Source organism: Larkinella sp. VNQ87, assembly GCF_049445795.1.
Classification (GTDB): Bacteria; Bacteroidota; Bacteroidia; order Cytophagales; family Spirosomataceae; genus Larkinella.
The window spans coordinates 177,790-202,916 of record NZ_JBMSDT010000015.1 but is presented as its reverse complement, the minus strand read 5'-3'; the positions used below and the strand labels follow the sequence as shown (position 1 = coordinate 202,916).

General features: G+C 54.6%; 15 protein-coding genes. 6 read left to right on the top strand and 9 right to left on the bottom strand.

Annotation, left to right across the window (positions count from 1 at the left end):
• Positions 1 to 25 precede the first annotated feature (25 nt).
• The 3 genes from ACO2Q8_RS24240 to ACO2Q8_RS24230 form a co-directional block, all read right to left on the bottom strand.
• Entirely contained in the window at positions 26 to 2,458 is a 2,433-nt protein-coding gene (locus tag ACO2Q8_RS24240; protein ID WP_423347465.1) for an ABC transporter permease, read from the bottom strand.
• 89 nt (positions 2,459 to 2,547) lie between these two features.
• A complete protein-coding gene (locus ACO2Q8_RS24235; RefSeq protein WP_423347464.1) occupies positions 2,548 to 4,998 on the bottom strand; it encodes an ABC transporter permease in 2,451 nt (816 codons plus the stop codon).
• 131 nt (positions 4,999 to 5,129) lie between these two features.
• A complete protein-coding gene (locus ACO2Q8_RS24230) occupies positions 5,130 to 7,505 on the bottom strand; it encodes an ABC transporter permease (RefSeq protein WP_423347463.1) in 2,376 nt (791 codons plus the stop codon).
• Positions 7,506 to 7,791: 286 nt separating this feature from the next.
• On the opposite strand from ACO2Q8_RS24230, the gene ACO2Q8_RS24225 reads away from it, so the two are divergent.
• Both ACO2Q8_RS24225 and ACO2Q8_RS24220 read left to right on the top strand, forming a co-directional pair.
• The gene (locus ACO2Q8_RS24225; protein WP_423347462.1) at positions 7,792 to 8,379 is read left to right on the top strand and encodes a Uma2 family endonuclease; all 588 of its coding nucleotides are present in this window, start codon (positions 7,792 to 7,794) and stop codon (positions 8,377 to 8,379) included.
• Positions 8,376 to 9,041 carry a hypothetical protein gene (locus tag ACO2Q8_RS24220; RefSeq protein WP_423347461.1) on the top strand — a complete coding sequence of 222 codons (666 nt, stop codon included), beginning with the start codon at positions 8,376 to 8,378 and terminating at the stop codon, positions 9,039 to 9,041. Before ACO2Q8_RS24225 ends, ACO2Q8_RS24220 begins: the two co-directional genes overlap by 4 nt.
• A gap of 65 nt (positions 9,042 to 9,106) precedes the next feature.
• On the opposite strand, the gene fdhA is transcribed toward ACO2Q8_RS24220, so the two are convergent.
• Positions 9,107 to 10,294 (bottom strand): formaldehyde dehydrogenase, glutathione-independent, encoded by a 1,188-nt coding sequence (gene fdhA / locus ACO2Q8_RS24215; RefSeq protein WP_423347460.1) that lies wholly within the window; start codon positions 10,292 to 10,294, stop codon positions 9,107 to 9,109.
• 181 nt (positions 10,295 to 10,475) lie between these two features.
• Between fdhA and ACO2Q8_RS24210 the strand changes: the two genes are divergently transcribed.
• Positions 10,476 to 11,060, top strand: coding sequence for a transposase (locus ACO2Q8_RS24210; RefSeq protein ID WP_423347459.1), 585 nt, complete (start codon positions 10,476 to 10,478; stop codon positions 11,058 to 11,060).
• Positions 11,061 to 11,068: 8 nt separating this feature from the next.
• Here ACO2Q8_RS24210 and ACO2Q8_RS24205 read toward each other — a convergent pair whose 3' ends face one another.
• The 3 genes from ACO2Q8_RS24205 to ACO2Q8_RS24195 form a co-directional block, all read right to left on the bottom strand.
• Positions 11,069 to 13,528 (bottom strand): ABC transporter permease, encoded by a 2,460-nt coding sequence (locus ACO2Q8_RS24205; RefSeq protein ID WP_423347458.1) that lies wholly within the window; start codon positions 13,526 to 13,528, stop codon positions 11,069 to 11,071.
• Positions 13,529 to 13,624: 96 nt separating this feature from the next.
• Positions 13,625 to 16,000: an ABC transporter permease gene (locus tag ACO2Q8_RS24200; protein WP_423347457.1), complete on the bottom strand. Its 2,376-nt coding sequence runs from the start codon at positions 15,998 to 16,000 to the stop codon at positions 13,625 to 13,627.
• A 109-nt stretch (positions 16,001 to 16,109) separates the two neighbouring features.
• The gene (locus tag ACO2Q8_RS24195; protein ID WP_423347456.1) at positions 16,110 to 18,518 is read right to left on the bottom strand and encodes an ABC transporter permease; all 2,409 of its coding nucleotides are present in this window, start codon (positions 18,516 to 18,518) and stop codon (positions 16,110 to 16,112) included.
• A gap of 42 nt (positions 18,519 to 18,560) precedes the next feature.
• Between ACO2Q8_RS24195 and ACO2Q8_RS24190 the strand changes: the two genes are divergently transcribed.
• Positions 18,561 to 19,004 (top strand): hypothetical protein, encoded by a 444-nt coding sequence (locus tag ACO2Q8_RS24190; protein ID WP_423347455.1) that lies wholly within the window; start codon positions 18,561 to 18,563, stop codon positions 19,002 to 19,004.
• 86 nt (positions 19,005 to 19,090) lie between these two features.
• Here the strand turns inward: ACO2Q8_RS24190 and ACO2Q8_RS24185 are convergent, their stop codons facing one another.
• A complete protein-coding gene (locus ACO2Q8_RS24185; RefSeq protein ID WP_423347454.1) occupies positions 19,091 to 21,502 on the bottom strand; it encodes an ABC transporter permease in 2,412 nt (803 codons plus the stop codon).
• Positions 21,503 to 21,548: 46 nt separating this feature from the next.
• Between ACO2Q8_RS24185 and ACO2Q8_RS24180 the strand changes: the two genes are divergently transcribed.
• Entirely contained in the window at positions 21,549 to 21,998 is a 450-nt protein-coding gene (locus tag ACO2Q8_RS24180; protein ID WP_423347453.1) for a hypothetical protein, read from the top strand.
• A 76-nt stretch (positions 21,999 to 22,074) separates the two neighbouring features.
• On the opposite strand, the gene ACO2Q8_RS24175 is transcribed toward ACO2Q8_RS24180, so the two are convergent.
• Entirely contained in the window at positions 22,075 to 24,540 is a 2,466-nt protein-coding gene (locus ACO2Q8_RS24175) for an ABC transporter permease (protein WP_423347452.1), read from the bottom strand.
• Between the two features lie 45 nt (positions 24,541 to 24,585).
• Here ACO2Q8_RS24175 and ACO2Q8_RS24170 point away from each other — a divergent pair, with 45 nt between their 5' ends.
• Positions 24,586 to 25,065 (top strand): Uma2 family endonuclease, encoded by a 480-nt coding sequence (locus tag ACO2Q8_RS24170; protein WP_423347451.1) that lies wholly within the window; start codon positions 24,586 to 24,588, stop codon positions 25,063 to 25,065.
• The last annotated feature ends 62 nt before the right edge of the window (positions 25,066 to 25,127 follow it).

Below are 25,127 nucleotides of genomic sequence, written 5' to 3'. Positions count from 1 at the left end.
CCTTGGCCCCATGCCCTCTGCTAATTCATTCCGAGCGCAGCGACTTCACCGGGTTGGTCAAAGCGGCTTTGATGCTCTGGAAACTCACCGTAATAAACGCAATGGCCAGGGCCATTCCGGCACCGGCGGCAAATACCCACCACTCGATGCCGATTTTGTACGCAAAATTTTCCAGCCATTTATCGGTAAAATAGTACGCAATCGGCGAGGCAATCAGGATGGCAACTGCCACCAGTTTTAGGAAGTCCCTGGTCAGCAAGCCAACAAGGCTGAGCACCGTAGCTCCCAGCACCTTCCGAACGCCCACTTCCTTGATCCGCTGGTAAGCAATCAGGGTGGACAGCCCGAATAAGCCTAAGCAACTGATCAAAATAGCCACTGCTGTTGCCAGATTGATGATGCGGGCCATGTTGCGCTCAGTGGTATAAATTTCTTCGAGTGTGCTGTCGTAAAATTTGTACTCAAACGGTTCGGTGGGATAAAATGATTTCCAGATCTGTTCAATCCGTTTAATCGCAGCCTGCCACTGCTCGGGGTTCGACGAGTGCAGCTTGATGTTGAAGGTGGTCAAACTGCGTTTTTCCGTCATCAGCAGAACCGGCTCGATCTTTTGATTAAAATGGCCAATGTGAAAATCCTTCACCACTCCCACAATCGGAATTGGGCTTCCGTCGAGGCTGCGGAGGTATTTACCAATGGCTGCCTGGGGCGACGGAAAACCAAACTCACGGACGGCGGTTTCATTGATCATGTACTCCCGGACAGTATCGGAAGCTAGTAGATTGCGGCCCGCCAGCAAGGGGATTTTATACAAAGCAATCAGCGTGGTATCGATAAACTTCCTGTACGCATTTCGTTCAGTAATTTCGCCTTTCGAGTTGGTATACTGGAAACTATTGCTGTTGAATGAATTGCCCATCGGCGGACTGCCCAGCCCGACGCGCGCAATCCCGGGTTGCTTCGTCAGTTCCTGTTGCAGAGTAAACTGCCGGTTTTTATACGCCGGATTCTCTCCTAATTTCCAGGGCACATGGGCCACTAAAACGGCTTCCCGATCAAATCCCAGATCCTTATGAAGCAGGTAATGTAACTGTCGGCCTACCAGCATGGTCCCGACAATGAAGAGTTGGGCCACTACAAACTGAAACACAATCAGACTTTTGCGCAACGTCAGCCGGTTTTTCCCCACCGAAACCGTCGCGTGGCCCCGCATAATGCTCACGGCCTGCACGCGGGACACCAGCCAGCCGGGATACAGCCCGGAGATTACCGTTACCGTCAGCAGAAGCGTCACCAGGAATACCGTCATGGCTCCGTACGCCGGATGCTGATCCAGCCCTTCAGGAATCAATTCCTCAAACGCCACCATCGCCCAGCGCGACAGCAAGTAGGATAAGCCAATCGCGAACACTGTTATCAGCAGCGTTTCGCCTAAAAACTGCCGGATCAGATGCCAGCGCGAACTACCGAGGGTTTTTCGAATCCCGATTTCTTTGGCCCGCTGCGGCACCTGCGCCGTGGTGAGGTTGATGTAATTGATGCAGGCCAGCACCAGCAAAAAAGCCGCGATGCCCATCAAACCGTACAGGACGTTTCGGTTGGCTTTCCGCAAATTTTCGCCATACTCCGTTGAGAAATGAACCTCTGCCAGCGGTAGCAGCACGTGCCAGCGCTGAAAATGGTACTTTTTCATGTTCTCCGCCCCATGTCGCGTCGAAATGGCATTGATTTGTTTTATAATAGCCTGCGGAGCCGCCTGCGCAACGAGTCGGAGATACAACCGGTTGTTGGAGCTGACTCCGCCCCAATGGGTGTTTATATTCTCGCTGGCCGCTAGTGGAAAAATTTCTTTCGCATCGAAACTGCTCGGAAAATCCAGGTCTGCCACCACGCCGGCGACCTGCACAGCAACGGTATCGTCGTAAATAATGGTTCGGCCCAGCACATTCGCAGCGTCTATACCCGGAAAATACACAGCCGCCCGGCTTTGGGTCAGCACCACTTTATTAGGTGCGTCGAGGGCCGTAGCGGCCTTCCCGGCCAGCCACCGGTAGGGCACCAGATCAAAGTACTGGCTCGTCGTTGTGATCAGGTTTTTCGGTTCTTCCAGATGCGATGAGCCGCCTTTAGCACCCGGTATTTTCACGCTTTGTTTCCAATGATCCCAAACCGGCACAGTCAGCTCGACGCCCGGCACCTCCTGCTTCACCGCATCGGCCATCGGCTTGGGCACCCCGGCATTCCCCGATTCACTCCCATCGTGCCTGAACCGGCTGACCACCCGATAAATCCGTTCGCGGTGTGGTTGTTGTTGGTCAAAGCTAAATTCATAGCTCACAATCCGGTAAATGACCCAGCAACTGCTGATGCCAATTGCCAGGCCAACAACGTTCAAGGCCGTAAACAAACGGTTTCGCCACAGGTGGCGCAGGGTCATTTTGAAGTAATTACGTAGCATAAGTATTGGCATTAGGCATAGGGCAGTGGGCGCGGGGCAGTGGGGATACATAACCACCCTATGCCCTTGGCCCCATGCCCTCTGCCAGTTCATTCTGAGCGCAACGACTTTACCGGATTGGTCAAAGCCGCTTTGATACTTTGAAAACTGACGGTCAACAACGTGACCAAAACCGCCAGCAAGCCGGCCAGGGCAAACATCCACCATTCGAGGTCGATTTTGTAGGCGAACTCCGACAGCCATTTGTTCATGCCCCACCAGGCAATCGGCGAGGCAATGACGAGCGACACCACGACCAGTAGCACAAAATCCCGCGAGATCAGCCCGACGATGCTGGTGACGGTGGCACCCAGCACTTTCCGGATGCCGATCTCTTTCGTTTTCTGCTGCGTTACGAGCGACACCAGTCCGTACAACCCCAGGCAGGAGATCAACACCGCCAGCCCCGCGAAGTAGCCGATGAGCTTGCTCAACCGCTGTTCGCTTTCGTACAGACGCGCCAGGCTTTCGTCCAGAAAGGTATAATCGAAGCTTTTTTCCGGGAAAAACCGGTCCCACTCTTGCCGGATGAATTGAATGGTTTCGGTCCGGTTTTGCGCCTGAATCTTGATCGAAAACAGCCGCAGCAGCGGTTCTTCAATGCTCATCAACATGCCTTCGATGGGCCGTTGCAGCGATTGGTTGTGGAAATCTTTCAGCACACCGACAATCTTGCCCTGTTTTCCTTCCAGGTTGATCGACTTACCAACGGCCTCAGCCGCCGACTTCCAGCCCAGTTGCTTCACGCCGGTTTCGTTGATGAGAAAACCGGCCGTCCGGTCGGTCGGGAACGACTCGGAGAAGTCTCGCCCGGCGGCAAATTTGAGTCCGTAGGTATTCGCAAAGTTGTGGTCGATGCCCATCGTCGCCATGAAAATGTTCTCGTCGGGCGAATGCCCTTCGGCCACCACATTCCGCCGAACCGAACCCGAACCCATCTGCTGGGTCGAAAGCGTCACCTGCCGGACATTGGGGTTTTTCGACAAGATTTCCCGGAACGTCCGCAAGCGCAAATACGTACTATCGGAGCGGTCGGCAAATACGTTGGTGATCTTCTCGTTGCGAGTATTGGCCGTAATGATGAAATCCTTTTCAAAACCGAGCGGCTGATTTTGCATGTAATTGAGCTGCCGAAACGCCACCAGCGCACCAATGATCAGGGCAATGGAAGCCACGAATTGCGCGCCCAGCAACACCTGCCGAAGCCGCCCACCTTTCGCTTTCCCACTGACAAAACTGCCTTTCAGCGTGGCAATGGGCTGAAAACCGGATACGAAAAAGGCCGGATACGTGCCGGACAACAACCCAGTCAGCAGCGCGATTCCGACGAACAGTAGAATCAGCGCCCCGTCGGACAAAAAGTAGCTGACGGTCAGTTCTTTGCCAGTCAGGCTGTTCAGCGCCGGAATCAGGCCCGCAATGGCAACGAACGAAATGCCCAGCGCGATGACACTCAGCAACAGCGATTCACCCAGAAACTGCGCGATTAGCTGTTTTTTCTCACTGCCCAAGACTTTGCGAATTCCCACTTCTTTCGCCCGTTTCAGTGAGCGGGCCGTCGACAGGTTCACGAAGTTGATGCAGGCAATCAGCAGCGTAATGGCCGCAATGCCGAGAAACACGTAAATGTAGAGCATCCGGCCCGTCGCTTCCGGAGCGCCCTGAGCCTGCGACCGCAGGTGAAAATCCCGCATCGGTTCCAGCGCGTAGACAATGTCTTTGGCCATTTGCTTGGGCGCATACGTCTCCAGGAATTTCGGAAACCGGGCGTTGACCGTCGTCGGCGATTGGCCGGGCCGCAGGAGCACGTAGGTGTAACCGTGCGAAATAATCCAGTTGCTCGGCAGGTTGTCGCGAACCCGCTGGCTTTCCGTCGCGTACATCGTCTCGTAATTCGCCATCAAGTCAATATGAACGTGCGAATTATCCGGGAGTTCTTTCACCACGCCCGTCACCCGCAGCGGATGCTGGCCTTCGTAAATCAGTGTTTTACCCATCGGGCTGGCTTTCCCGAAGTATTTCGCAGCGATTTCGTCGGTGATGACAACCGTAAATTTGTCTTTTAGCGCCGTCCGGGGATCGCCCTGCAGAAACTCAAACGAGAAAATGTCGAGCAGCGACGGATCGGCGAAGAAAAACCGCCCCTCGTCGTACTTCACCGGCTGCGACTTTCCTCTTTCCCGCAGTTCAATCGTAGCGCTGCTGTTGAAAATCCGGGCCGAGGTTTCGATTTCCGAAAAATTCGACGCCAACACCGGCTGCACGGGGGGCGGAGTCAGGGCCAGCGGTTGTTCCAGTCCGGCGAACTTAGGCAGGTACGTAATCCGGTAGATCCGGTCGAATTTGGCCTGAAACTGGTCGTAGCTCAGTTCGTGCCGCACAAACAGCAGGATCAGGAAACAACAGGTCAGCCCGACGGTCAAGCCGATGATGTTGATGAGGGCAAAGGTCTTCTGCCGCAGCAGGTTCCGGTACGCAATTTTGAAGTAATTTTTAAGCATAACGCATAGGATAGGTTTGGAAAAGCGTCCTGAACTGGGATTACGCGGATTAAGGGATTAACTAGGATATAAAAAGAGGACTGCGCCAGCCATCCTAGTTTATCCTTTAATCCGCATAATCCCGGTTCAGATTATTCACTGCGTAATGACTTCACCGGGTTGGTCAGGGCGGCTTTGATGGCCTGGAAGCTGACGGTCAGCAGGGTGATGACCGTTGCGCCCAGCCCGGAGAGGCCAAACACCCACCAGGCAATGTCGGTCCGGTATTCGTATTGCTTCAGCCAATCACTCAAAAAATACCAGGCAATCGGGGCCGCCAGCAAAAACGAGATCAGCACCAGCCGGACGAAGTCTCTGGACAACAGCCCCCACAGACTGAACACCGAGGCACCCAGCACCTTCCGAACGCTGATTTCCTTGATTCGCTGTTCGGCCACGAACGACGCCAACCCGAACAACCCCAGGCAACTGATGAAAATGGCGAGCGTGGCGAATGTGCGGGCCAGCTTGCCCACCCGCTCCTCGGCCCGGAATTTGGCCTCGTATTCGGAGTCGGCAAACTGAAAATCAAACGGGCTTTCCGGGTTGTATTTCTTGAAAACCGCTTCCACTTTCTTCAGGGCATCCTCCACCGGCACATTCGGCATCAGCTTGACATTGACCAGGTTGGCCCATCCGTAATCCATCAGGAAAATGGTCGGCTTGATCGGTTCGTACGGCGACTCCATCACCATGTCTTTCACGACGCCCACCACCTGATACGGTTTGCTGTTAAAGCGAATGGTTTTGCCGACAATGTTTTGCAAACCGGTCAGTTTCACGGCCGCTTCGTTGAGGATAAAAGCCGACGTATCGGTCGAATAGTCGCGCGAAAAATCCCGGCCTTCAATGACCTTCCAGCCGATGGTTTTGCCAAAATCATGCGTACAGGCAATCGTTCCGAACAACGGAATCGCCTGCGGGTCTTTCCCTTCCCACTCAAAACCGATCTGGTTGGACCAGACGCCGGTCGTTGGGCTCGACGATTCGCTCATTTCGTAGACCGCACCGGTTTTCAGCAGATCATCCCGCAGGGGCTCGTATTTTCCGAAAAGGCTGGAAGCCATTGAAATCTGGAGCAACCCCTCGCGGTTGTAGCCCACGGGGCGGTTTTTGGCATGCTGAATTTGCTGGAACACGATGATGGTGCCGATGATCAGCGTAATCGAAACCGTAAACTGAACGACCACCAGCACTTTCCGGGGCAGAGCCGCCCACCGGCCCACCCGAAATGTCCCTTTCAGGACTTTCAGCGGATTGAACGACGACAGATAAAAAGCCGGATAACTGCCGGATAGCAAACCAGTTATCAGTGAAAACCCGAGTAGCATGGCCCAGAACAGCGGCTCCCCAACCGGAAGGCTGACCTGTTTACCCGCCAGTTCGTTGAATGCCGACAGCGACAACACGACCATCAACAGCGACAGGATCAACGCAAAGCCCACCACCAGCAGCGATTCGCTCAGGAATTGGGTGATCAACTGCCGCCGAAGCGATCCAACAGCCTTTCGAACGCCCACTTCTTTGGCCCGTTTTTCGGAACGGGCCGTGCTCAGGTTCATGAAATTGATGCAGGCCAACAGCAGGACAAACACGCCGATAATGCCAAACAGCCAGACAAACCGGATGCCGCCCCCGACGTTTTTGCCGTCTTTGAAATCGGAGTACAAATGCCAGTGACTCATCGGGTGTAGAAAATACTCGGGGTTTTCCTGCGCGGAGGTGTGCTTTTTTTCCACATCCCGGATTTGCCGCGAAACCTTGTCCATGTCGGCCTGCTCGGTCACCTGCGCGTAACACTGGAATGAGTGATTGCTCCACTGTTGCTGCGATTCTTTTACCCAGGATTGGGCAGCCAGATAGTCATTCCAGGTCAGGAAATAGGTCACTTCCCGGAAGTCGGAGTTGAAGGGCAGGTCGGCAAAAACGCCGGTCACCCGAACGTCGTATTTCGTATCAACTTTAACGACTTTGTTCAGCGGATCAGCCTCCCCGAACAGTGCTTTGGCCACCGATTCCGACAGCAGAATTGACCCCGGTTCTTTCAGGGTCGTTACCGTGCTCCCTTTGAGCATGGTCAGCGAGAGCATCTGCGGCAAACCGGGTTCGGCATACATGCCTTGTTTGTTAAACCGTTTGTCGCCGTTGACCAGCAAATGTCCAAAATTCCAGGAAGCCATCGCAACGTACTTAAAATTGGCGGCATACTTCGTCTTGATTTCCGTCATCGACGGAATCGAAACCGCCCGGCCGGTTCCGGTGCTGCCGTTGAACGTCTGGTGGATATACACCTGGGCCAGCCGGTCATAATTTTTGTGAAATTTATTGTACGACAGTTCGTCGTACATCCACAACCCGATCAGCATGGCAACGGCCATCCCGACCGCCAGGCCGAAGATGTTGATGGCCGAGTAGACTTTATTTTTCGCCAGGTTTCGAAAAGCGATTTTGAAGTAGTTACGGAGCATAAACGACCGGGATCAGGTGAAGAGACAGGTATCGATTCTGGCTCGCCCAAACTACATACCAAACTTACAATCCGCTCATAATCAATTTTATACACAAACAAAAACAAATAAAATGTCCGCAAACGGACGCCGGGCGTACATTTGCGGACAAGGGCAGAGGGGGGGTGGGCAGTGGGCGTTGGGCAGTGGGCAACTCCGAACCAATAGAACGCGTCAGCACCCCATGCCCACTGCCCAACGCCCTCTGCCAAAAAATGCTTATATTTGATCCAAACCAGGATCTCCGATGACGGCACCGATTGTTACCCAAGTCTCCGAGGAAGAATATTTTGCGCTCCTGAAGGAGTCGACCGAAAAGCTGGAATACCACGGTGGTGAGGTCGTTGCGATGGCCGGGGCCCAGTTGCCCCACAACCTCATTGCCAGTAACCTGATCGCATCTCTATGGAATTGCCTTCGAGAGGGCAATTGTCTGGTGCTAAATAGCGACCAACTGGTTCATCTGGTCGAATGTTCCAAATACGTTTTTCCCGATCTGGTCATTGTTTGTCAAGCGCCGGTTTTGACGGAACGCTACGGACTGGACGTGCTCGAAAACCCGGAAATAATCATTGAAATCCTGTCGGACTCCACCGAGCTAGTCGACCGCACCGAGAAATTCGATTGTTACAAACAGATCGCCAGTGTGAACGAATACGTATTGGTGGCCTCCAAAAAGAAAAAAGTGGAGGTGTACCGACGCACGGAAGCCAATGAATGGCTGTTGCACGATTATCTCCCGCAGGATCAAACGGTTCGGATTGGTTCCTGCACCTTGCTGATGGATGATATCTACCGGAAGGTCGATTTTGAAACCCGCACACCAGCACCATGAACAAGCTCAAATCCGTCGGCCGCTGTGTGTATTGTGGCCAGTTTTACGACAAACGCGGCATCGGCAAACACCTGGACACCCATCTGACCCAGCAGCCCACCGCCCCCACAGCCAAGGCCTTTCATGTACGGGTGGAAGCCGCTGAGATGTTTTTGGAGTTGTTGATTGATGCCCGGACAACGCTCAGCAACGTGGATGGCTATCTGCGAAAAATATGGCTGGAATGCTGCGGCCACCTCAGCGCCTTCCGACCCCAGGGTTCTTATGAAGAGATTGCGATGACGCGCAAAGTAGGTGCGTTTTTTTCGACAGGCCTTGTCCTGAACTATGAATACGATTTCGGATCGACCACGGTTTTGCGGGTCAAAGTAGGAAAAACGTTTTCCATTCCCGTCAACAAAGGAATTGAATTACTTTCCCGCAACGAACCCCTTGACATTCGGTGCGACGCCTGCCATCAACAACCGGCCACGCAGATCTGTACCATTCACGTGTATGAAGGCAACGGTTTCCTGTGCGATGCCTGCTCGGAAACACACGCTGAAGAATGCGAGGATTTTGCCGACTATGCCGGGCTACCGGTTGTCAATTCGCCCCGCATGGGCGTATGTGGTTATGAAGGCGGCACCATCGATACCGGACGGGACGGGGTGTTTAGTTAAGAATTAAGAATTAAGAGTTGGCTGACGCATTCTATTCCTGCGGAGCAACTCTTAATTCTTAACTCCTAATTCATCATCCCGTGCGGATCGATGACGAATTTTTTAGCGGCTCCTTTGTCGAAGTCCTGGTAGCCCTTTGGCGCCTGATCCAGCGAAATTACTTCCACGTTCACGGCTTTGGCAATCTGAATTTTGTCGTATAAGATGGCGTTCATCAACTGCCGATGGTATTTCATGACCGGGCACTGACCCGTGTAGAATGAGTGTGATTTGGCCCAGCCCAGCCCGATCCGGATACTCAGACTGCCCTCTTTGGCGGCATCGTCTTTCGCACCGGGGTCGCCGGTTACGTACAGGCCCGGAATACCGATCGCTCCACCCGCCCGGGTGACATTCATAACGGCATTTAGCACCGTAGCGGGGTGCTCGGTGCCCGCTTCTGACCCGTGTCCACGGGCTTCAAAACCGACGCAATCGACGGCACAATCCACCTCCGGTACGCCCACAATAGCGGCAATCTGATCGGCCAACGGTGTGTCGTTTCGTAAATCAACGGTTTCGCAGCCGAAACTTTTTGCCTGAGCCAGCCGCTCCGGAATCATGTCGCCCACGATGACGACAGCCGCCCCCAGCAAATGGCAGGAAGCCGCGCACGCCAGCCCTACCGGCCCTGCTCCGGCCACGTATACGATTGAACCCGGCCCTACCCCCGCCATGACGGCTCCGTGATAACCGGTCGGGAAAATATCGGAAAGCAGCGTCAGATCCCGAATTTTGGCAAAAGCCTGGTCTTTGTCCGGAAATTTCAAGAGGTTGAAATCTGCGTAGGGCACCATCACGTATTCGGCCTGACCGCCAACCCAACCGCCCATGTCGACGTAGCCGTAAGCCGCCCCGGGCCGCGACGGGTTGACATTCAGGCAAATCCCGGTTTGTCCGGCTTTGCAATTCCGGCAGCGTCCGCAGGCAATGTTAAACGGTACCGAAACAAGGTCTCCGACTGTGATGAACTCCACATCCCGCCCGGCTTCGATGACCAGGCCGGTAATTTCGTGGCCCAGCACCAAGCCCGCCGGCGCGGTGGTTCGGCCCCGGACCATGTGTTGGTCGCTGCCGCAGATGTTCGTCGAAACGATTTGCAGGATCACCCCATGCTCACATTTACGGTCGCCGAGCGCCAGCTTGGGGTACTCGATAGACTGTACTTCAACCATACCCGGTTTGATGTACGCAACGCCATGGTTCTGACACATACGATTGAGAAGGATTAAGGGTTATTGAAGAGAAGCGGGGCCTATTTACAAGATAATCCTAACAAATACCACCATTATCCAAATTTATTATTCACGGCGTATAGAGACGCGATTAATCGCATCTCTACCATTCCCATTAACCGCAATTGTACGATAAATTACCTCCGTACGTTTTCAGACTATGAATGACTTGTACAAACATAAATATCGAATTCCATCAGCCCGGCTCCAATCCTGGGATTATGGAACGAACGGCGCTTACTTTGTGACCATCTGCACCCACGACCGACAGCACTTTTTCGGCGAAGTTCGGAATGGAGACATGCAGTTCAATGCAGCCGGTACAATTGCGGCTGAAATCTGGCAGCGCATTCCTGAACAGTTCCCGTGGGTTATCCTGGATGAATTTGTCATCATGCCCAATCACATGCACGGGCTGCTGTACATTGACCGTCCAGATGGGGTTAATGGGGATGGTAGTAGAGACGCGATTAATCGCGTCTCTATCGATCCCGGCGGCATTACGCGCCATAAAAACCCCATGCTACACGAAAACCTGTCCCGGATTATCCGGTGGTACAAGGGGCGGACAACATTCGAAATTCGTAGAGACGCGATTAATCGCGTCTCTACCGCCCGGGGTGATTTTGCCTGGCAAACCCGGTTTCACGATCACATCGTTCGGACCAATGATGCTTTTTTACGCATTCAGGCTTATATTTTGAACAACCCGTTGCAATGGGAAGACGATAAATTCTATAGGTAAGACGTCGCCTACTCGTTCTTCAGGCTCTCCACCGGGTTTGCCAAAGCCGCCCGGATGCTCTGAAAACTGACCGTCACAAGCGCAAGAGCGACTGACAAACCGCCCGCCAGAGCAAACAGCCACCATTCGACGGTAATTCTATACGTAAAGCCTTGCAACCACCGGTTCATGCCGTACCAGACAAGGGGTGTCGCCAGCAGGACCGCAATCAGCACCAACTTCAGGAAGTCTTTCGACAACAACGCCACCAGACTAGTGACCGATGCGCCCAGCACCTTCCTGACACCAATTTCTTTCGTCCGCTGATTGGCCGTAAACGTGATTAAACCAAACAGCCCCAGGCAGGAGACGAAGATGGAAATGATTGCAAAAATCCGGAAGGCGTCGAACACGAGTTGCTCGATCAGGTAGTTCTTTGCCAGGGATTCATCCAGAAATGTGTGTTGATACACATCATCCGGAAACGTTTGCTTCCAGGTTGCTTCGACAGCCGCCAACGTTTGCCGCAGGTGGGGCTGATCGCCGTCGTGCGTCTGAAGTTGGAGGTGAATCTGGTCGTAAAAATCGGTATTCCAGCAGAGCATGACGCAGGGCGTGATCGGTTTCTGCAAAGACGTATTATGAAAATCCCTGACCACGCCCAGAATCGGCGCTTCGCCTTCGCTGATCGCTACGGTTTTCCCCACGGCGGTTTCGGGCGTCAGGCCCAGCATCCGAACCAGCGTTTCGTTGACCACAAAGCCGTTGAAGCCCGCGCCGTCCGGCAGTTGGTTGGCCGCCGTAAACCACCGCCCGCTGACCAGCCGCAGGCCAAACAACGACTGGTACGCCAGATCCACGATTTTCATCTCCGCCTGCCGGCCCATCTGGACGGGCTCCGCCTTCAGGCGAAAATCCGTGCCGTAGTAGTTGCTGGTCGTGGGTGCGCCCGACGAAAAGCTGACTTCCTGCACGGCGGGGTGCTGCAACAGCCGCGCCCGGAAAACCGCCATTTTGCTGGCTTGCTGGTTGCGGGGCCCGGTCAGTGTGATGACGGCCTCTTTCGTGAAGCCCAGTTCTTTTTGCCGGAAAAAATCCATCTGCTGCGCCACGACCAGTGTGCCGACCAACAATCCGTAGGTAATGCAAAACTGAAAAACGATTAGCCCGTGCCGCAGTGTAAAGCCTCTTTGCCGATTAGTAACTGTGTTTTTCAGTGCTTTCAACGGTTGAAAACCGGACATGACCACCGCCGGATACAAGCCCGCCAGCAAAGCCACCACCAGCACCAGACCGGCAGCAAACAAGCCGACCGTCGCGTCCATATGCAGGTCAAGTTCAATCAGAGGCAGCGACTGGTTGATGACCGCCAGCAATCCATCAAGCACCAGCAGCGCCACCACACCTGCCACCACCGTGATCAGCAGGCTTTCGGCCATAAACTGAGCGACCAATTGCCCCCGCGAACTGCCGACAACCTTCCGCACGCCCACCTCCTTGCTCCGCTGAATCGCCTGGGCGATGCTCAGGTTGATGAAATTGAAGGCACCAAGCAACACCAGAAAAACCGCCAGGCTCGCCAGCCCGCCCAGCACGCTCTGGCTGACGACGTACCCGGTCAGGAGGTCGGCGTAGCGCGACTCGGTATGCACCTCCGATAACGGTTGCAGGAAGTAACTGATTCGCCGAATGTCCTCCGGCTTCATGTATTTCTTCTTCAAAATCACCAGCTTTCGCTCAAACTCCTGCGGATCGGCACCAATCGGTAAGGTAACATAGGTCGTCCCCTGGTAGTTTCCCGACCAGTTGGTAGCCGCGTACGGATTATTGGCGCTGAAAAACCGGTAATTAATCAGCAAATCGAACATCAGATTGGTATTTCGGGGCGGATTGCGAATCACACCCGTAACCACCAGCGGATCGGAGTTATTGATAATCAGCGTTTTCCCGAGCAATTGCTCGTAGCCTTTGTTGGCATTCAGGAAATATCGACTGGCGGTTTTCTCCGTCAGTACCACGGCGTTCGGCTGTTGAAAGGCCGTCTGCGCGTTCCCGACCAGCCAGAGCCCATCGGGAAAAACCGCGCTGAAATCGAAGGTTTTTAGGTAGTTTTTATCCGCGAACAATAACCGCTTTTCTTCAAATCGTCGAACCATTCCGCGTTTGTCGACGGAATGAATGATCCGTTTGTCGGGACCGGCAGTTTGCGTGACGTCCACGCCCGGAATGTCCCGGCGAATGGCCGCAGCCAGCGGGTAAGCCGTCGTAGGCCAATACTGAATGCCGTCCGCTTTTCGGCTGTGTTCGACAATCCGGTACGTCCGGTTGGCGTTCGTGTGGAACGCGTCAAAACTCAGTTCATACCGCAGGAATACATAGATAACCAGGCAGCACGTCATGCCGATCGACAGACCCAGCACGTTGATCAGGCCGAACGAGCGGTATTTCCACCCATTCCGCAGCGCGATTTTGAAGAAGTTTTTTAGCATGGGGCAAAGGGGTTTGGGCAGAGGGCATGGCGCAGAGGGCAAAGGGTGCGGTTCTAGTTCTGCGGAGCCACCCTATGCCCTCTCCCCCTCTGCCATTTATTCCGAACGCAGGGAGGAAACCGGGTTTGCCAAAGCCGCCCGAATACTCTGGAAACTAACCGTCAGGGCTGCCAGCAAGACGGCCAAACCGCCCGCCAGCGCAAACATCCACCACTGAATGTCAATTTTGTACGTAAACTCCTGCAACCATTTATCCATCGCATACCAGGCCACCGGCGACGCGAGCAGCAGCGAAAGCCCAATCAACTTCAGGAAGTCGGTCGACAACAGCGAGACGATACTCGCGACCGACGCGCCCAGCACTTTGCGGATGCCGATTTCCTTCGTGCGGGCTTCGACCGAGAACGTGATTAGGCCCAGCAACCCCAGACAGGCCACCAGCAATGTCAAACCCGTGAATCCGTTGAACAACCGCATCAATTGCTGCTCGGTGGCGTAGAGCTGATTGTAGGCATCGTCGAGGAAGAAATAATCAAACGGAACCGGCGGGGTATAGCGGCCATACAGGCTTTTCAGTTTGTCGAGCGCTTGCGGCACATCCGTGTGGGGGTTCAACCGCACCAGCAGAATACCACCCCGGCCCACCAGCGCTTTGGCCGTATCGCTGACGACACTCAGCCGCATCGGCGACACCCCTCCGCGCAGGCTACTCACATGAAAATCAGCCACGACTCCGGCGGTTTTCATGTCCTTGAACGGAGGTTCCTGCTCCAACGGATTGCCCTTAATACCCGCTTCTTTCATCAATGTTGCGTTATAAACGTTCAGTTCGTTGGTGACAGGCTTTTCACGCCAGCCCACCGGTTCGTGCACCCAACGGATGCCCATCATCGTAAAAAAGGTTTTATCAACCGTCAGCGTCTGGACCATCAACTGCTTCTGGGTCTTTTCCGTCTTCAGGAACCACATGGACATGTCATTGGTGAAGATCGCCGTATTGGTGACGGCCACATTTTCCGGACCCGCCCACTGACGCACGGCATCGCGCAAAGCCGGAAACCGAGGGGCCATTTCGCCATCGACCCGCACCGCGACCACCTGCGCCCGGTTGATGCCCAGACTTTTGGTTCGCAAAAACCGCATCTGGGAATACAACACAATGCTGCAAATCAGAAGACCGATGGACGTGGCAAACTGCACCGTTGTAAACACCCGCCGAACCGTAGCCCCGCTCCGCCCCGAACTCATCGTGCCCTTCAACACCTCCTGCGGCCGGAACCGCGACAGCAGCAGGGCCGGATAACTGCCCGCCAACAGCGAACAACCCAGCCAGAGCGCCAGCATCAACGCCCAATACGAGCCATGCTCCAGCACCCGGTTATCCATGTGCAGGTCGAGGGCCTGATTGGCCCAGGGAAACAACGTCTGTAAAACGGCCAGCGACAGCCCAAAAGCCAGCGTCGTGGTCAGGAAGGATTCGGTGAAAAACTGCCCGATCAGTTCGCTGCGCAAACCGCCGACGGTTTTCCGAACGCCCACTTCGCGGGCGCGTTTGGTAGCCCGGGCCGTGGTCAGGCTGATGTAATTGATCACGGCCAGCCCCAGAATAACCAGAGCGATGGTTAAGAAAATGTACAGCGTTTGCCGGGTGGTTTTTGGGGTCATCCGGCTGTCGAGGTGCAGGGAAGGCAGGGCTTCGAGAATGTATCGGGCCGTCAAATCCACAAACTGCATCCCGGCTTTTACTTTTTGCAGCTTTTTCTCGACTAATTCAGGCTTCGTGCCCGGCCGCAGCACCAAATAAGTAGTCAAAAAACCGCCGGCTTTGTACATATTTTCCCGATTCGGCCCCAGCGTCGGCACCGAACTGAGTGAGATCAGCGCCCGCACCTGAAGCACCGAGTTGGTAGGCAGTTCTTCCAGCACGCCCGAAACCGTCAGCGGGTAGTGCTTGTCGTAGTGGATCGTCCGGCCTACCGGGTTGTCGGTTCCAAAATACTTCTCAGCCAGCGCAGGCGTCAGTACGATCCGGCCCGGTTCGCTGAGGGCGGTTTTCGGATCGCCGTGGCGTAGCCGGAGGTCCATGACCGATAAAATCGATGCGTCGGCAAAGCCAATGTTTTCTTCCTTAAACTGGTGGTCGACATCCGAGCGCAGCATCATCTCACCCAACCCGTCGGACATCCGCACGACCGCTTCCACCTCGGGAATTTGTCGCTTGGCTTCCGTTCCGAATGCCTCGTGCAAACCCGGAAACATCACCTCCTCCCCGCCGTATTTTGCGACCGACAACAGCCGGTACGTCCGGTCGGCAAAGGGATGATGGCGATCGTAGTGGAATTCGTGCCAGACAAACAAGGCGATGAACGTGCTGACGGCCAGCCCGACGGTTAATCCCAGGATGTTCAGGACGCTGAACAGGGCATTGATGCGCAGTTGGCGCAGGGCGATTTTGAGATAGTTTGATAGCATAGGGCAAAGGGGTTTGGGCAGAGGGCATGGGGCAGAGGGGTTTGGGCAAAGGGTGCGGTTCTAGTTCTGCGGAGCCACCCTATGCCCTCTGCCCCATGCCCTCTGCCATTTATTCCGAACGCAGTGAACGCACCGGATTCATCAGCGCGGCTTTGATACTCTGGAACGATACCGTCAGGAAAGCGATGCCGACGGCCAGCAGGGCGGCTACAGCAAACACCCACCAGGCCACGTCGATGCGGTAGGCGAAATCCTGCAACCAGCGGTTCATCGCCCACCACGCCAGCGGAGACGCTACCACAATGGCAATCAGCACCAGTTTCAGGAAATCTTTGGAAAGCAGCAGCACAATGGCCGGAACCGATGCGCCCAGCACCTTCCGGATGCCGATTTCCTTTGTCCGCTGCGCCGTCGTATAGGCCGATAGCCCGAACAACCCCAGACAAGCCAGCAGAATCGACAAGAAGGCAAACACGCTGAAAATCCGGCCCGTGCGGGTTTCGGCTGAATACAACTGGTTGAATTCCGCATCCAGAAATTCATACTCGAACGGCCGCGATGGAATCAGCATTTTCCATTTCTGTTCCAAGAACTGAAGCGTGTTGGGTAACTGACTGCCCGACAGTTTGACCAGCAGGACGTGGCCGCCGTCTTCCGGGAACAGCACCAGCGGCATGATTTTATGCTTCATGGACGCAAAGTGGAAATCCTCCACCACCGCGCCCACCACGCCCGGCCGCCCGCTGCCCATGTCCATTTTCTGGCCGATGGCTTCGCGGGGCGACTGCCAGCCCAGTTCTTTCACGGCCGACTCGTTCAGGATAAAATGAAAATGCCGCAGGCTATCGCTCCCCGGAACGGTCGCCCGTTCAAGGTCGTTGAGTGTCAGGTCACGGCCCGCAACGATCCGCAGATTCATCGTTTTGACAAACCCCTCGTCTACCGGCAGAGCGGCCACGGATTTGTAGGGGCTCTCGGTTTTGTCGGACCGACGCATGCTGTAACCTCCTTCAATGAACGTCGGCGACTCATACGCCCGCGACACCTGCTGTACATCGGCGTTCTGCCGGAATTCCGACTTGAGCGCCCGGATGCGTTCGTTCACCTGCCGGTCGGCGGGCAACACCAAAACGTGTTCCTTATCATAGCCGAGTTTTTTATTTTGAATAAACGACAACTGATTGCGCACCAGCAAGGTGCAGACAATCAGAAATGCCGTGATCGCAAACTGAAACACAATCAGTGCTCGGCGGAACTGCCCGGCTCCGGCGGTTTTCAGGTGTCCTTTCAAGACGCGAACCGGCTCAAACCGGGCCAGCACCAGCGCCGGATACCCGCCCGCGATCAGGCTGACCAGCAGACCGATGCCCAGCAAGCCGAGGAGATAATCCGGTTGCGTGAGGATGCTGAACGAAAACCGCCGGTCAGACAGCTCGTTGAAAATTGGCATCGTCAGGTACACCAGCAGCAGACTCAGGCCCAGCGCGGCAAACGTCACGATCAGCGACTCGCCGATAAACTGCGCGAACAACTGCCCCCGCAACGCGCCCATCACCTTCCGAACGCCCACTTCCTGCGCCCGCTCGACGGCCCGCGAGGTTGCCAGGTTGATGTAGTTGACGCAGGCAATGATTAGAATCAAAACCGCTACTGAGCCGAAAATGTAGATATACATCAGATCGCCGTTGGGTTCAAAATTACCTTCGGTGTCCGAATGCAGGTGTACGCTTTTTAGCGGTTCCAGAATGTATGTCAGGTAATTGCCCCCCGCCATTTCGTCCGGGCCAAACTGCGTTTTCATAAAACCGGGAATCTTGGCTTGCAGGCTGGTGATCGACTTCGGATTTTGCAGCAAGAGGTAGGTGGCGTAATTGGCCGAAAACCACTGTTCTTCTTTCGATGCCGACAGTGTGGTAAACGACGCCAGCAGGTCGTATTTGATCTGGGAGTTGGCCGGGCAATCGGCCACGACGCCCGTTACGGCGTACTCCTTGTCGCCCCCACCGGCGTTGATTCGCACGGTTTTTCCGACCGGATTCTGACTGCCGAAATATTTCTTCGCAATCGACTCTGACAGCACCACGAGGTTCGGACCCCCCAGGGCGGTTTTCGGATTACCCTGTTTCAATGAAAACGAAAAGATCGAAAACAGGGCCGAGTCGGCAAACACCACCCGTTTCTCGGTAAATTGCCGGTCGGCATAGCTAACCACCGCTTGCCGGTTTTCCAGCCGAACCCCCGACTCCACTTCCGGAAACCGGCGGCCAAACTCGGGCGCAACCTTGGTTCCGGTTTGTTGCACGCGGTTGACCTGGCCTTCCATGCTGTATTCCATCACCACCCGCACAATCCGGTCGGCCTTTTGATGAAACGCATCGTAGCTTAGTTCGTGCGCGATGTAGATGAACAGCAGCAGGCAGGAAGCCAGCCCGACAGCCAGGCCGAAGACGTTAATGCCGGAAAAAACTTTGTTCCGCCAGAGGTTCCGGAAGGCGATTTTGAAATAATTGCGAAGCATACCGTCAATACGTATTTTTGTTATACACTTACCTCATTGAAAATGGACTATCCACAGCCTCAAAACCAGCGGTTTCTTGTTCAGGAAGATATGGGCACGAATGCGCCGGTTATTCACCAGCGTGTGATTGCGCAACTGACGACGGGGCTGTATCCCCAATTTCGTTCGGGCGCTATTCCGTACGAACCCTTGCCGGAGATGATGCTGGGCGAATACAGCAGCCCAACGCCGGATCTAATTTTTTACGACAATGCCCTGGACCAAACCCCAATTATTATTGAAATATGCCATACCCGGGGTGTCAAAGATGATACTCAAAAGGTCATTCGACTGATCGACGGCGAATTGTACGGGATTCAGGAGGGTTTCGTCTACGATTACAAAACGCATCACTGGTTCCGTTACCGCTTCGGTGATGGAGGGCTACCCACCGAGTCGTCATTTTCTGAAATCCTGCAATTGGACCTCAACAACTTTTTGAGTTAAGAATAAAAAGTTATGAGTTAAGAGTTGGCTCCGCCGTTACCCAGGCAACGTGGCAGCGCAACTCATAATTCTTAACTCTTCATTCTTCACTCCGAACGTAATGATTTTACCGGATTCATCAAAGCCGCCCGAACCGACTGAAACGAAACCGTCAGAAAGGCAATCAGCACCGCTGCGGCTCCCACCAGCGCGAACACCCACCACTCCACATCGATGCGGTAGCTGAATGCTTTCAACCAGGTTTCCATCGCGTACCAGGCAATCGGCGTAGCAATCACCAGGGCCGCCAGTACCAGCTTCAGGAAGTCTTTCGACAGCAGCGCCACAATACCGGTTATAGAGGCACCGAGCACTTTCCGGACGCCGATTTCCTTCGTCCGGCGCTCAATCACGAACGTCGCCAGGCCCCACAACCCGAGACAGCAGATCAGCAGCGCCAGACCCGCAAACACCCGGAGAAGCGTAAATTGCCGCTGCTCATCCTCGTACAATTCCTGAAGGCTCTGATCCAGAAACGTCGCTTCAAACAAGGCGTTGGGGTAAAACTTCTTCCAGGCTTGTTCGACAGCCGCCATCGTCCGGGCTGGATTGGTGGTTCGCAGTTTCAGTCCCGCCGTGTAGTAGAACATCGGGAGGTTCATCATCACCATCGGCATAATGGGTTCGTGCAGCGAACTGGTGTGAAAATCCCGCACAACGCCGATGATTTCGGCCGTAATGTCGTTGAGTCCAACCCGGATTTTGCGCCCGATGGCTTGCTCCGGTTTCGACAGCCCCATCGCTTTCACGAGGTTTTCGTTGATCACAAAAGCGTAACGCCGGTTTTCTTCCGGAACGCTGCGGGCCATGCCCAGCGTGTCGCGGTGTTCGAAAAACCGGCCCGCCAGCAGTTTCAGTCCGTAGGTCTTGAGGTAATCAGCATCGGCCAGTTTCAGGGCGATTGAGAGCTTTTTGTTCGGGTTGGACGGGTCAAGGCGCACGTCGGTTCCGAAATTGTTCGGTGAGGTCGGTGCCCCCAGCGCAAACGAAACCTGCTCGACGCCCGGAACCTGCCGAAGGGTTTGCCCCAGCGGGTTCAGGTTTTTGGGTTCCGGTAAACTGACTGAGACGATGGCATCCCGACTAAAACCGAGGTCTTTCTGCCGGAAGAAATCCATTTGCCGATACACCACCAGCACGCCCACGGCCAGCACCAGCGAAATCGTAAACTGAAACACCACCAGCCCCTGTCGCAGCCACGCCATCCCGCTTCGGCCAGGCTCGGCGGCCGATTTCAACACCCGAACGGGCTGGAAACGCGCCAGGAAGAACGCCGGATACAAACCCGCCAACAAACCGGTCAGCAGGGCCAGAACCGCCAGCAAAACTATCGATTCGCCCCATACAAAGGCGATCTGTTTCTGCATAAAATCGTTGACCAGCGGCAACACGTTGTAGGTCAGCGTCAGGGCCAGCGCGGCCGAAAAAACCGTCACCCAGAAGGCTTCGCTCAGGAATTGCGCCACCAACTGATTCCGAGTAGCGCCGATTACTTTCCGGACACCGACCTCGCGGGCGCGGGTCATGGCGCGGGCTGTCGACATATTGATGAAATTAACGCAGGCAATCAGCAGCACAAACAGCCCGACGGCCCCGAATACGTACAGGTACGTGGGTGACATGGCCGGGGCCAAAATGGTGCCATCGTAGGTAGGATTAAAGTGAATATCGCGCAACGGTTGCAGCACCAATTGGCTGGTCTCGCCGTCGCGGTCGGAAAAATATTTGTTTTCAGCTTTCTTGAGCCTCGTCGCGTAGTCGGCTGGCGAGCGACCCTCGGGCAATACCGCAAACACACTGCCGCCTGAGCGAAGGCCCCACTGGTCGATGCCGAACGAAAAGAAAGTTTTCATGGACGAAAACGACACCAGCATCTGGGCGGGCAGGTTCGACTGCGAAGGCACGTCCTGCATAATGCCCTTGACCTGCACGGTTAGTTCACTGCCCAACCGAAACGTTTTGCCGATGGGCGATTCCGTGCCGAAGTATTTCCGGGCTGCGCTTTCGCTCAGAATCACCTGATTGGGCTGACTCAAAACCGCCCGGCCATCGCCGACGAGCATGCAAAAATCGAATATATCCAGCAACTCGGGTTCGGCAAACACTACGTTTTTTTCTTTAAACATCTTCACCGGCGACACCACCACCGACAAGTCCTGATCCGCGTGTATCCGGGCGATCTTCGACCAGTCGGCAAAGTCGGTGCGCATGGCCGGAGCCAGCGGGTACGGCGTAATTCCGGAATGCTCGACCTCATCGCCGGTCGTCTGGATCATGCTCACGCGGTAAATCCGGTCGGCTTTCGTGTGGTAGTCGTCATACCGCCATTCGTTGCGAATGAACAGCCCGATTAGCAAACAGGTGGTCAGGCCCACCGTTAGGCCGACTACGTTAATGCCCGTCGTCGTCGGGTATTTCACCAGGTTGCGCCAGGCGATTTTCAGGTAATTACGAAACATTTAGTTAGGTGTTTTTTATCTTTACTTTTCCACAAACCGCTGTGCCATGAACTACCCGAACCTCCCGACCGATTACTCCTTCGTTCATGAGGACGAACTAGCCGTTTACGGCCCGAAGGATCATCAGCGCGTCATTAGTAAACTGAACACGCACCTGGGCGTTCTCTACTACGTTGACGGGACCATTCCCTTCGAGCCCTTCCCCGAAACGATGCTCGATGATTCCAAAGCAAGTCCGGTTCCGGACTTATTACTTTACGACAACGAAACCGCCGAAAGCCCAGTTATCATCGAAATCTCCAACCAGGAAGGCCTGAAAAAAGACCTCAAAAAAGTCATGCAACTCGTCGACGAAGACAACTACGGGATCGTCGAGGGCTATGTCTACAACTACAAAAACCGGCAATGGCACCAGTACCGCAAAGGCACCGGCTGGCTAACCGAATCCCCCTCTTTCTCCCAACTCCTGCAACTGGACCTCAACAGTTTTTTGTAATATCGAATATCGAAAAGTTGCAGAGCCACTTCATTATTCGTTATTCAATATTTATTATTCGATATTCTATTCATCTTCACTCACTTCGCAGCGAGTTCACCGGGTTCATTAACGCGGCTTTGATGCTTTGGAAACTGACGGTGACGAACGCAATCAGTAGTGCCAGGCCGCCCGCTACGGCAAATATCCACAACGGAATGTCAATTTTATACGCAAAATCCTGCAACCACTGGTTCATGGCGTACCAGGCAATTGGCGAAGCGATCAGAATGGCGATGACCACCAGCTTCAGGAAATCTTTCGAAAGCAACAGCACAATGTGGGTCACCGACGCGCCGAGCACTTTCCGGACGCCGATTTCCTTGGTCCGCTGCTGGGCCGCAAAAGCCGCCAGACCGAACAGACCCAGGCAGGAAATCAGGATGGAAATGGCCGTGAAATAACTCACAATCCGCGAGGTGCGGGCCTCAGCCTGGTAATTTTTCTGGAAATCTTCGTTCAGGAAGGTGTACTCAAACGGATCATCGGGCCGGAGCTTTTTCCAGGTTTGTTCCAGAAAGCCCAGGACACCGGCCAGGTTGCTCGTGTTGACGTGGACGATGATGTAGTTATAATCCGGACGGCTGTTGAGCATAAAACCGTATGGCTCAATGTTCTGGTGCAAATCTTCATAATGAAAATCGTTCAGGACACCCACAATTTCGTACTGGTGTGTCTGTCCCTGCCAGTCGAAATTCAGTTTTTGCCCAACGGCTTTCTCAACCGGAATCTGGAACTTCCGCAATGTGGCTTCGTTCACCACCATGCGGTTGTTGGTATCGCCGGGAAACTGCCGGGAAAACAACCGCCCGGTTTTGAGCCGAAAGCCCATCGTTTGCAAATAGTCAAAATCTACCCAGTTGGTTTTGACCATATGACCGTTACCGACGCCCTGTTCGGGCACGTACAGCGTAAAATCGCTGGGGTTGATGATGCCCGGATAATACTGCGTCCCGGCCGCACCGACCACCTGGTTGTTCGCCAGCACCTCGGTCCGAAAGGCGTTGTACATCCCCCGGGATTCACTGCTGCGGAACGGAATGGCAATTTGCTGATCCTGCTGAAATCCCAGCGATTTATTCCGCATAAACCGCATTTGTTCCTGAATAATAAACGTCGCCAGCACCAGCCCAATCGACACCACAAACTGAAACACCACCAGTGCACGGCGCAAGGCCACCGCCGACAGGCTGTTGACAAATTTTCCTTTCAGCACCTGCGCCGGATTGAACATAGCCAGGAAGAAAGCCGGGTAACTGCCCGCAACCAGGCCCGTTAACAGGGCCAGTCCGAGAAACGTCAGAGCGATGGATGGCTCAAAAAGCTCGGAAGTTGCCAGCAGTTTGCCCGACAACTGATTGAAAACTGGTAGGAGCAGCACCACCAGCGCGATGGCGATGACCAGCGCCAGCAACGACAGCACCATCGACTCGCCCAGAAACTGCCCGATGAGCGACGCCCGTTCGGCCCCCATCACTTTACGGATGCCGACCTCGGCCGCCCGTTTGGCCGAACGCGCCGTCGCGAGGTTCATGAAGTTGATGCAGGCAATGAGCAACGTAAAAACCGCAATCGAGCCCAGAATATAGAGGTACATGTTGGAATTGGTCGGCGTAATGACGGTTTTCAAGCCCTCGTACAGGTGCAGATCGGGCACCGGAATCAGAAAAATATCCTTGTCGAAACCGGCCGCTTTCAGGTCGTTGCGAGCGTATTTGTTCATAAATGCCGGGAACTTCTGCTGCAACTGCCGGGCGTCGGCATCGGGCCGCAGTTTCAGGTACGTAATGAACATGTTGTTGCAACAGAAGTCGAGTTTGGATTCGCGCAAAAACCGCCCCACCCAACCGGCCGTGATCGGTACAAAAAACCGGGCGTCGATGTGCGAACGGGCGGTTTCGTCGCGGTAGACGCCCGTCACTTTGAACTCCTCCCCGCTCCCGGTTGTGCCGCTGATCCGGACCAGTTTGTTGAGGGCCGGTTCGGAGCCGAACAGTTTGCGGGCCACGTCTTCCGACAACACCACGGCATTCCGGTCGGTCAGGGCCGTGCGCGGATTGCCTTCCGTAAATTGGTACGAAAACAAATCGAAGAACGTCGAATCCACCTGATAGCCTTTCGTTTCGTAAAAGGATTTGATAGCCTTGCCGCCCTGCCGAACCTGCATCAGGGCTTTTTCGTCGATCAGGTTCACCCACAACCGCGCGACCTGGTCGATTTCCGGGAACTCGCCTTTCAGGGCAAAAGCATACGGCGCCGACAGTGTTCCGTACTCGTCGTTGCCCGAGCCGGTGGACCCGCGCCCGACGGTCAGTTTCTGGCCCAGCATATACAGGTGGTCGGCGTGTTGCTGGTGTTTGTCGTACGACAATTCGCTGCGGACATAGAGCAGTAGCAGCATACAGCACGTCATCCCGACCGACAGCCCCAGGATGTTGATCCCCGAGAACGATTTGCTTCTCAGCAGATTCCGAATTGCAATTTTCAGGTAGTTCGTTAGCATTTTGTTATCTTTAATTTTCAATCCACTCAAAAGACTCTGCCGGTTATGGAAGCTGCCGTTGAACAACTGTCCGACTACGAACGCGAACGTGGAAAACCAATGCCCACGCTGAACCACTCCATCGCCCAAGGCAACCTAAATTTTGCCTTACAATTGCACTATCGAACCCGCTACAGCATTCTTCCCGAAATCAATTTAGCCATGCCCGAGAAACCGGATACGGTTCCTGATCTTGCTATCTACCCCAAACTGACCGCCGACTTCCTACATGACATCACTTCCATGACCCAAATGCCGTTGACGGTGATCGAAATCGTCTCGCCCTCACAGTCGAATGACGACATTCTGGCGAAGTTCGAGCGGTATTTCAAGGCCGGGGTGCAATCGTGCTGGCTGGTGTTGCCCAGTTTCAAAGCCATCTCCGTTTACTCCGCCATTGGGAAATACCAGTTTTTCACCGACGAAACCACCCTCACCGACCCACTCACCGGCATCGAACTCTCACTGAGTGAGGTTTTTGCGTGATAGCTTGGGGCAGAGGGGTAAGGGCATGGGGCATAGGGTGCTTCGCATGTATCAAGTACGGC

Excerpts from the sequence above, each read along its gene's own strand:
- ACO2Q8_RS24170 (WP_423347451.1), top strand. The coding sequence starts at position 24,586 with ATGGAAGCTGCCGTTGAACAACTGTCCGACTACGAACGCGAACGTGGA.
- fdhA (WP_423347460.1), bottom strand. The coding sequence starts at position 10,294 with ATGTGTCAGAACCATGGCGTTGCGTACATCAAACCGGGTATGGTTGAA.
- ACO2Q8_RS24175 (WP_423347452.1), bottom strand. The coding sequence starts at position 24,540 with ATGCTAACGAACTACCTGAAAATTGCAATTCGGAATCTGCTGAGAAGC.
- ACO2Q8_RS24240 (WP_423347465.1), bottom strand. The coding sequence starts at position 2,458 with ATGCTACGTAATTACTTCAAAATGACCCTGCGCCACCTGTGGCGAAAC.
- ACO2Q8_RS24205 (WP_423347458.1), bottom strand. The coding sequence starts at position 13,528 with ATGCTAAAAAACTTCTTCAAAATCGCGCTGCGGAATGGGTGGAAATAC.
- ACO2Q8_RS24235 (WP_423347464.1), bottom strand. The coding sequence starts at position 4,998 with ATGCTTAAAAATTACTTCAAAATTGCGTACCGGAACCTGCTGCGGCAG.
- ACO2Q8_RS24195 (WP_423347456.1), bottom strand. The coding sequence starts at position 18,518 with ATGCTTCGCAATTATTTCAAAATCGCCTTCCGGAACCTCTGGCGGAAC.
- ACO2Q8_RS24180 (WP_423347453.1), top strand. The coding sequence starts at position 21,549 with ATGAACTACCCGAACCTCCCGACCGATTACTCCTTCGTTCATGAGGAC.
- ACO2Q8_RS24220 (WP_423347461.1), top strand. The coding sequence starts at position 8,376 with ATGAACAAGCTCAAATCCGTCGGCCGCTGTGTGTATTGTGGCCAGTTT.
- ACO2Q8_RS24225 (WP_423347462.1), top strand. The coding sequence starts at position 7,792 with ATGACGGCACCGATTGTTACCCAAGTCTCCGAGGAAGAATATTTTGCG.
- ACO2Q8_RS24210 (WP_423347459.1), top strand. The coding sequence starts at position 10,476 with ATGAATGACTTGTACAAACATAAATATCGAATTCCATCAGCCCGGCTC.
- ACO2Q8_RS24200 (WP_423347457.1), bottom strand. The coding sequence starts at position 16,000 with ATGCTATCAAACTATCTCAAAATCGCCCTGCGCCAACTGCGCATCAAT.
- ACO2Q8_RS24230 (WP_423347463.1), bottom strand. The coding sequence starts at position 7,505 with ATGCTCCGTAACTACTTCAAAATCGCTTTTCGAAACCTGGCGAAAAAT.
- ACO2Q8_RS24190 (WP_423347455.1), top strand. The coding sequence starts at position 18,561 with ATGGACTATCCACAGCCTCAAAACCAGCGGTTTCTTGTTCAGGAAGAT.
- ACO2Q8_RS24185 (WP_423347454.1), bottom strand. The coding sequence starts at position 21,502 with ATGTTTCGTAATTACCTGAAAATCGCCTGGCGCAACCTGGTGAAATAC.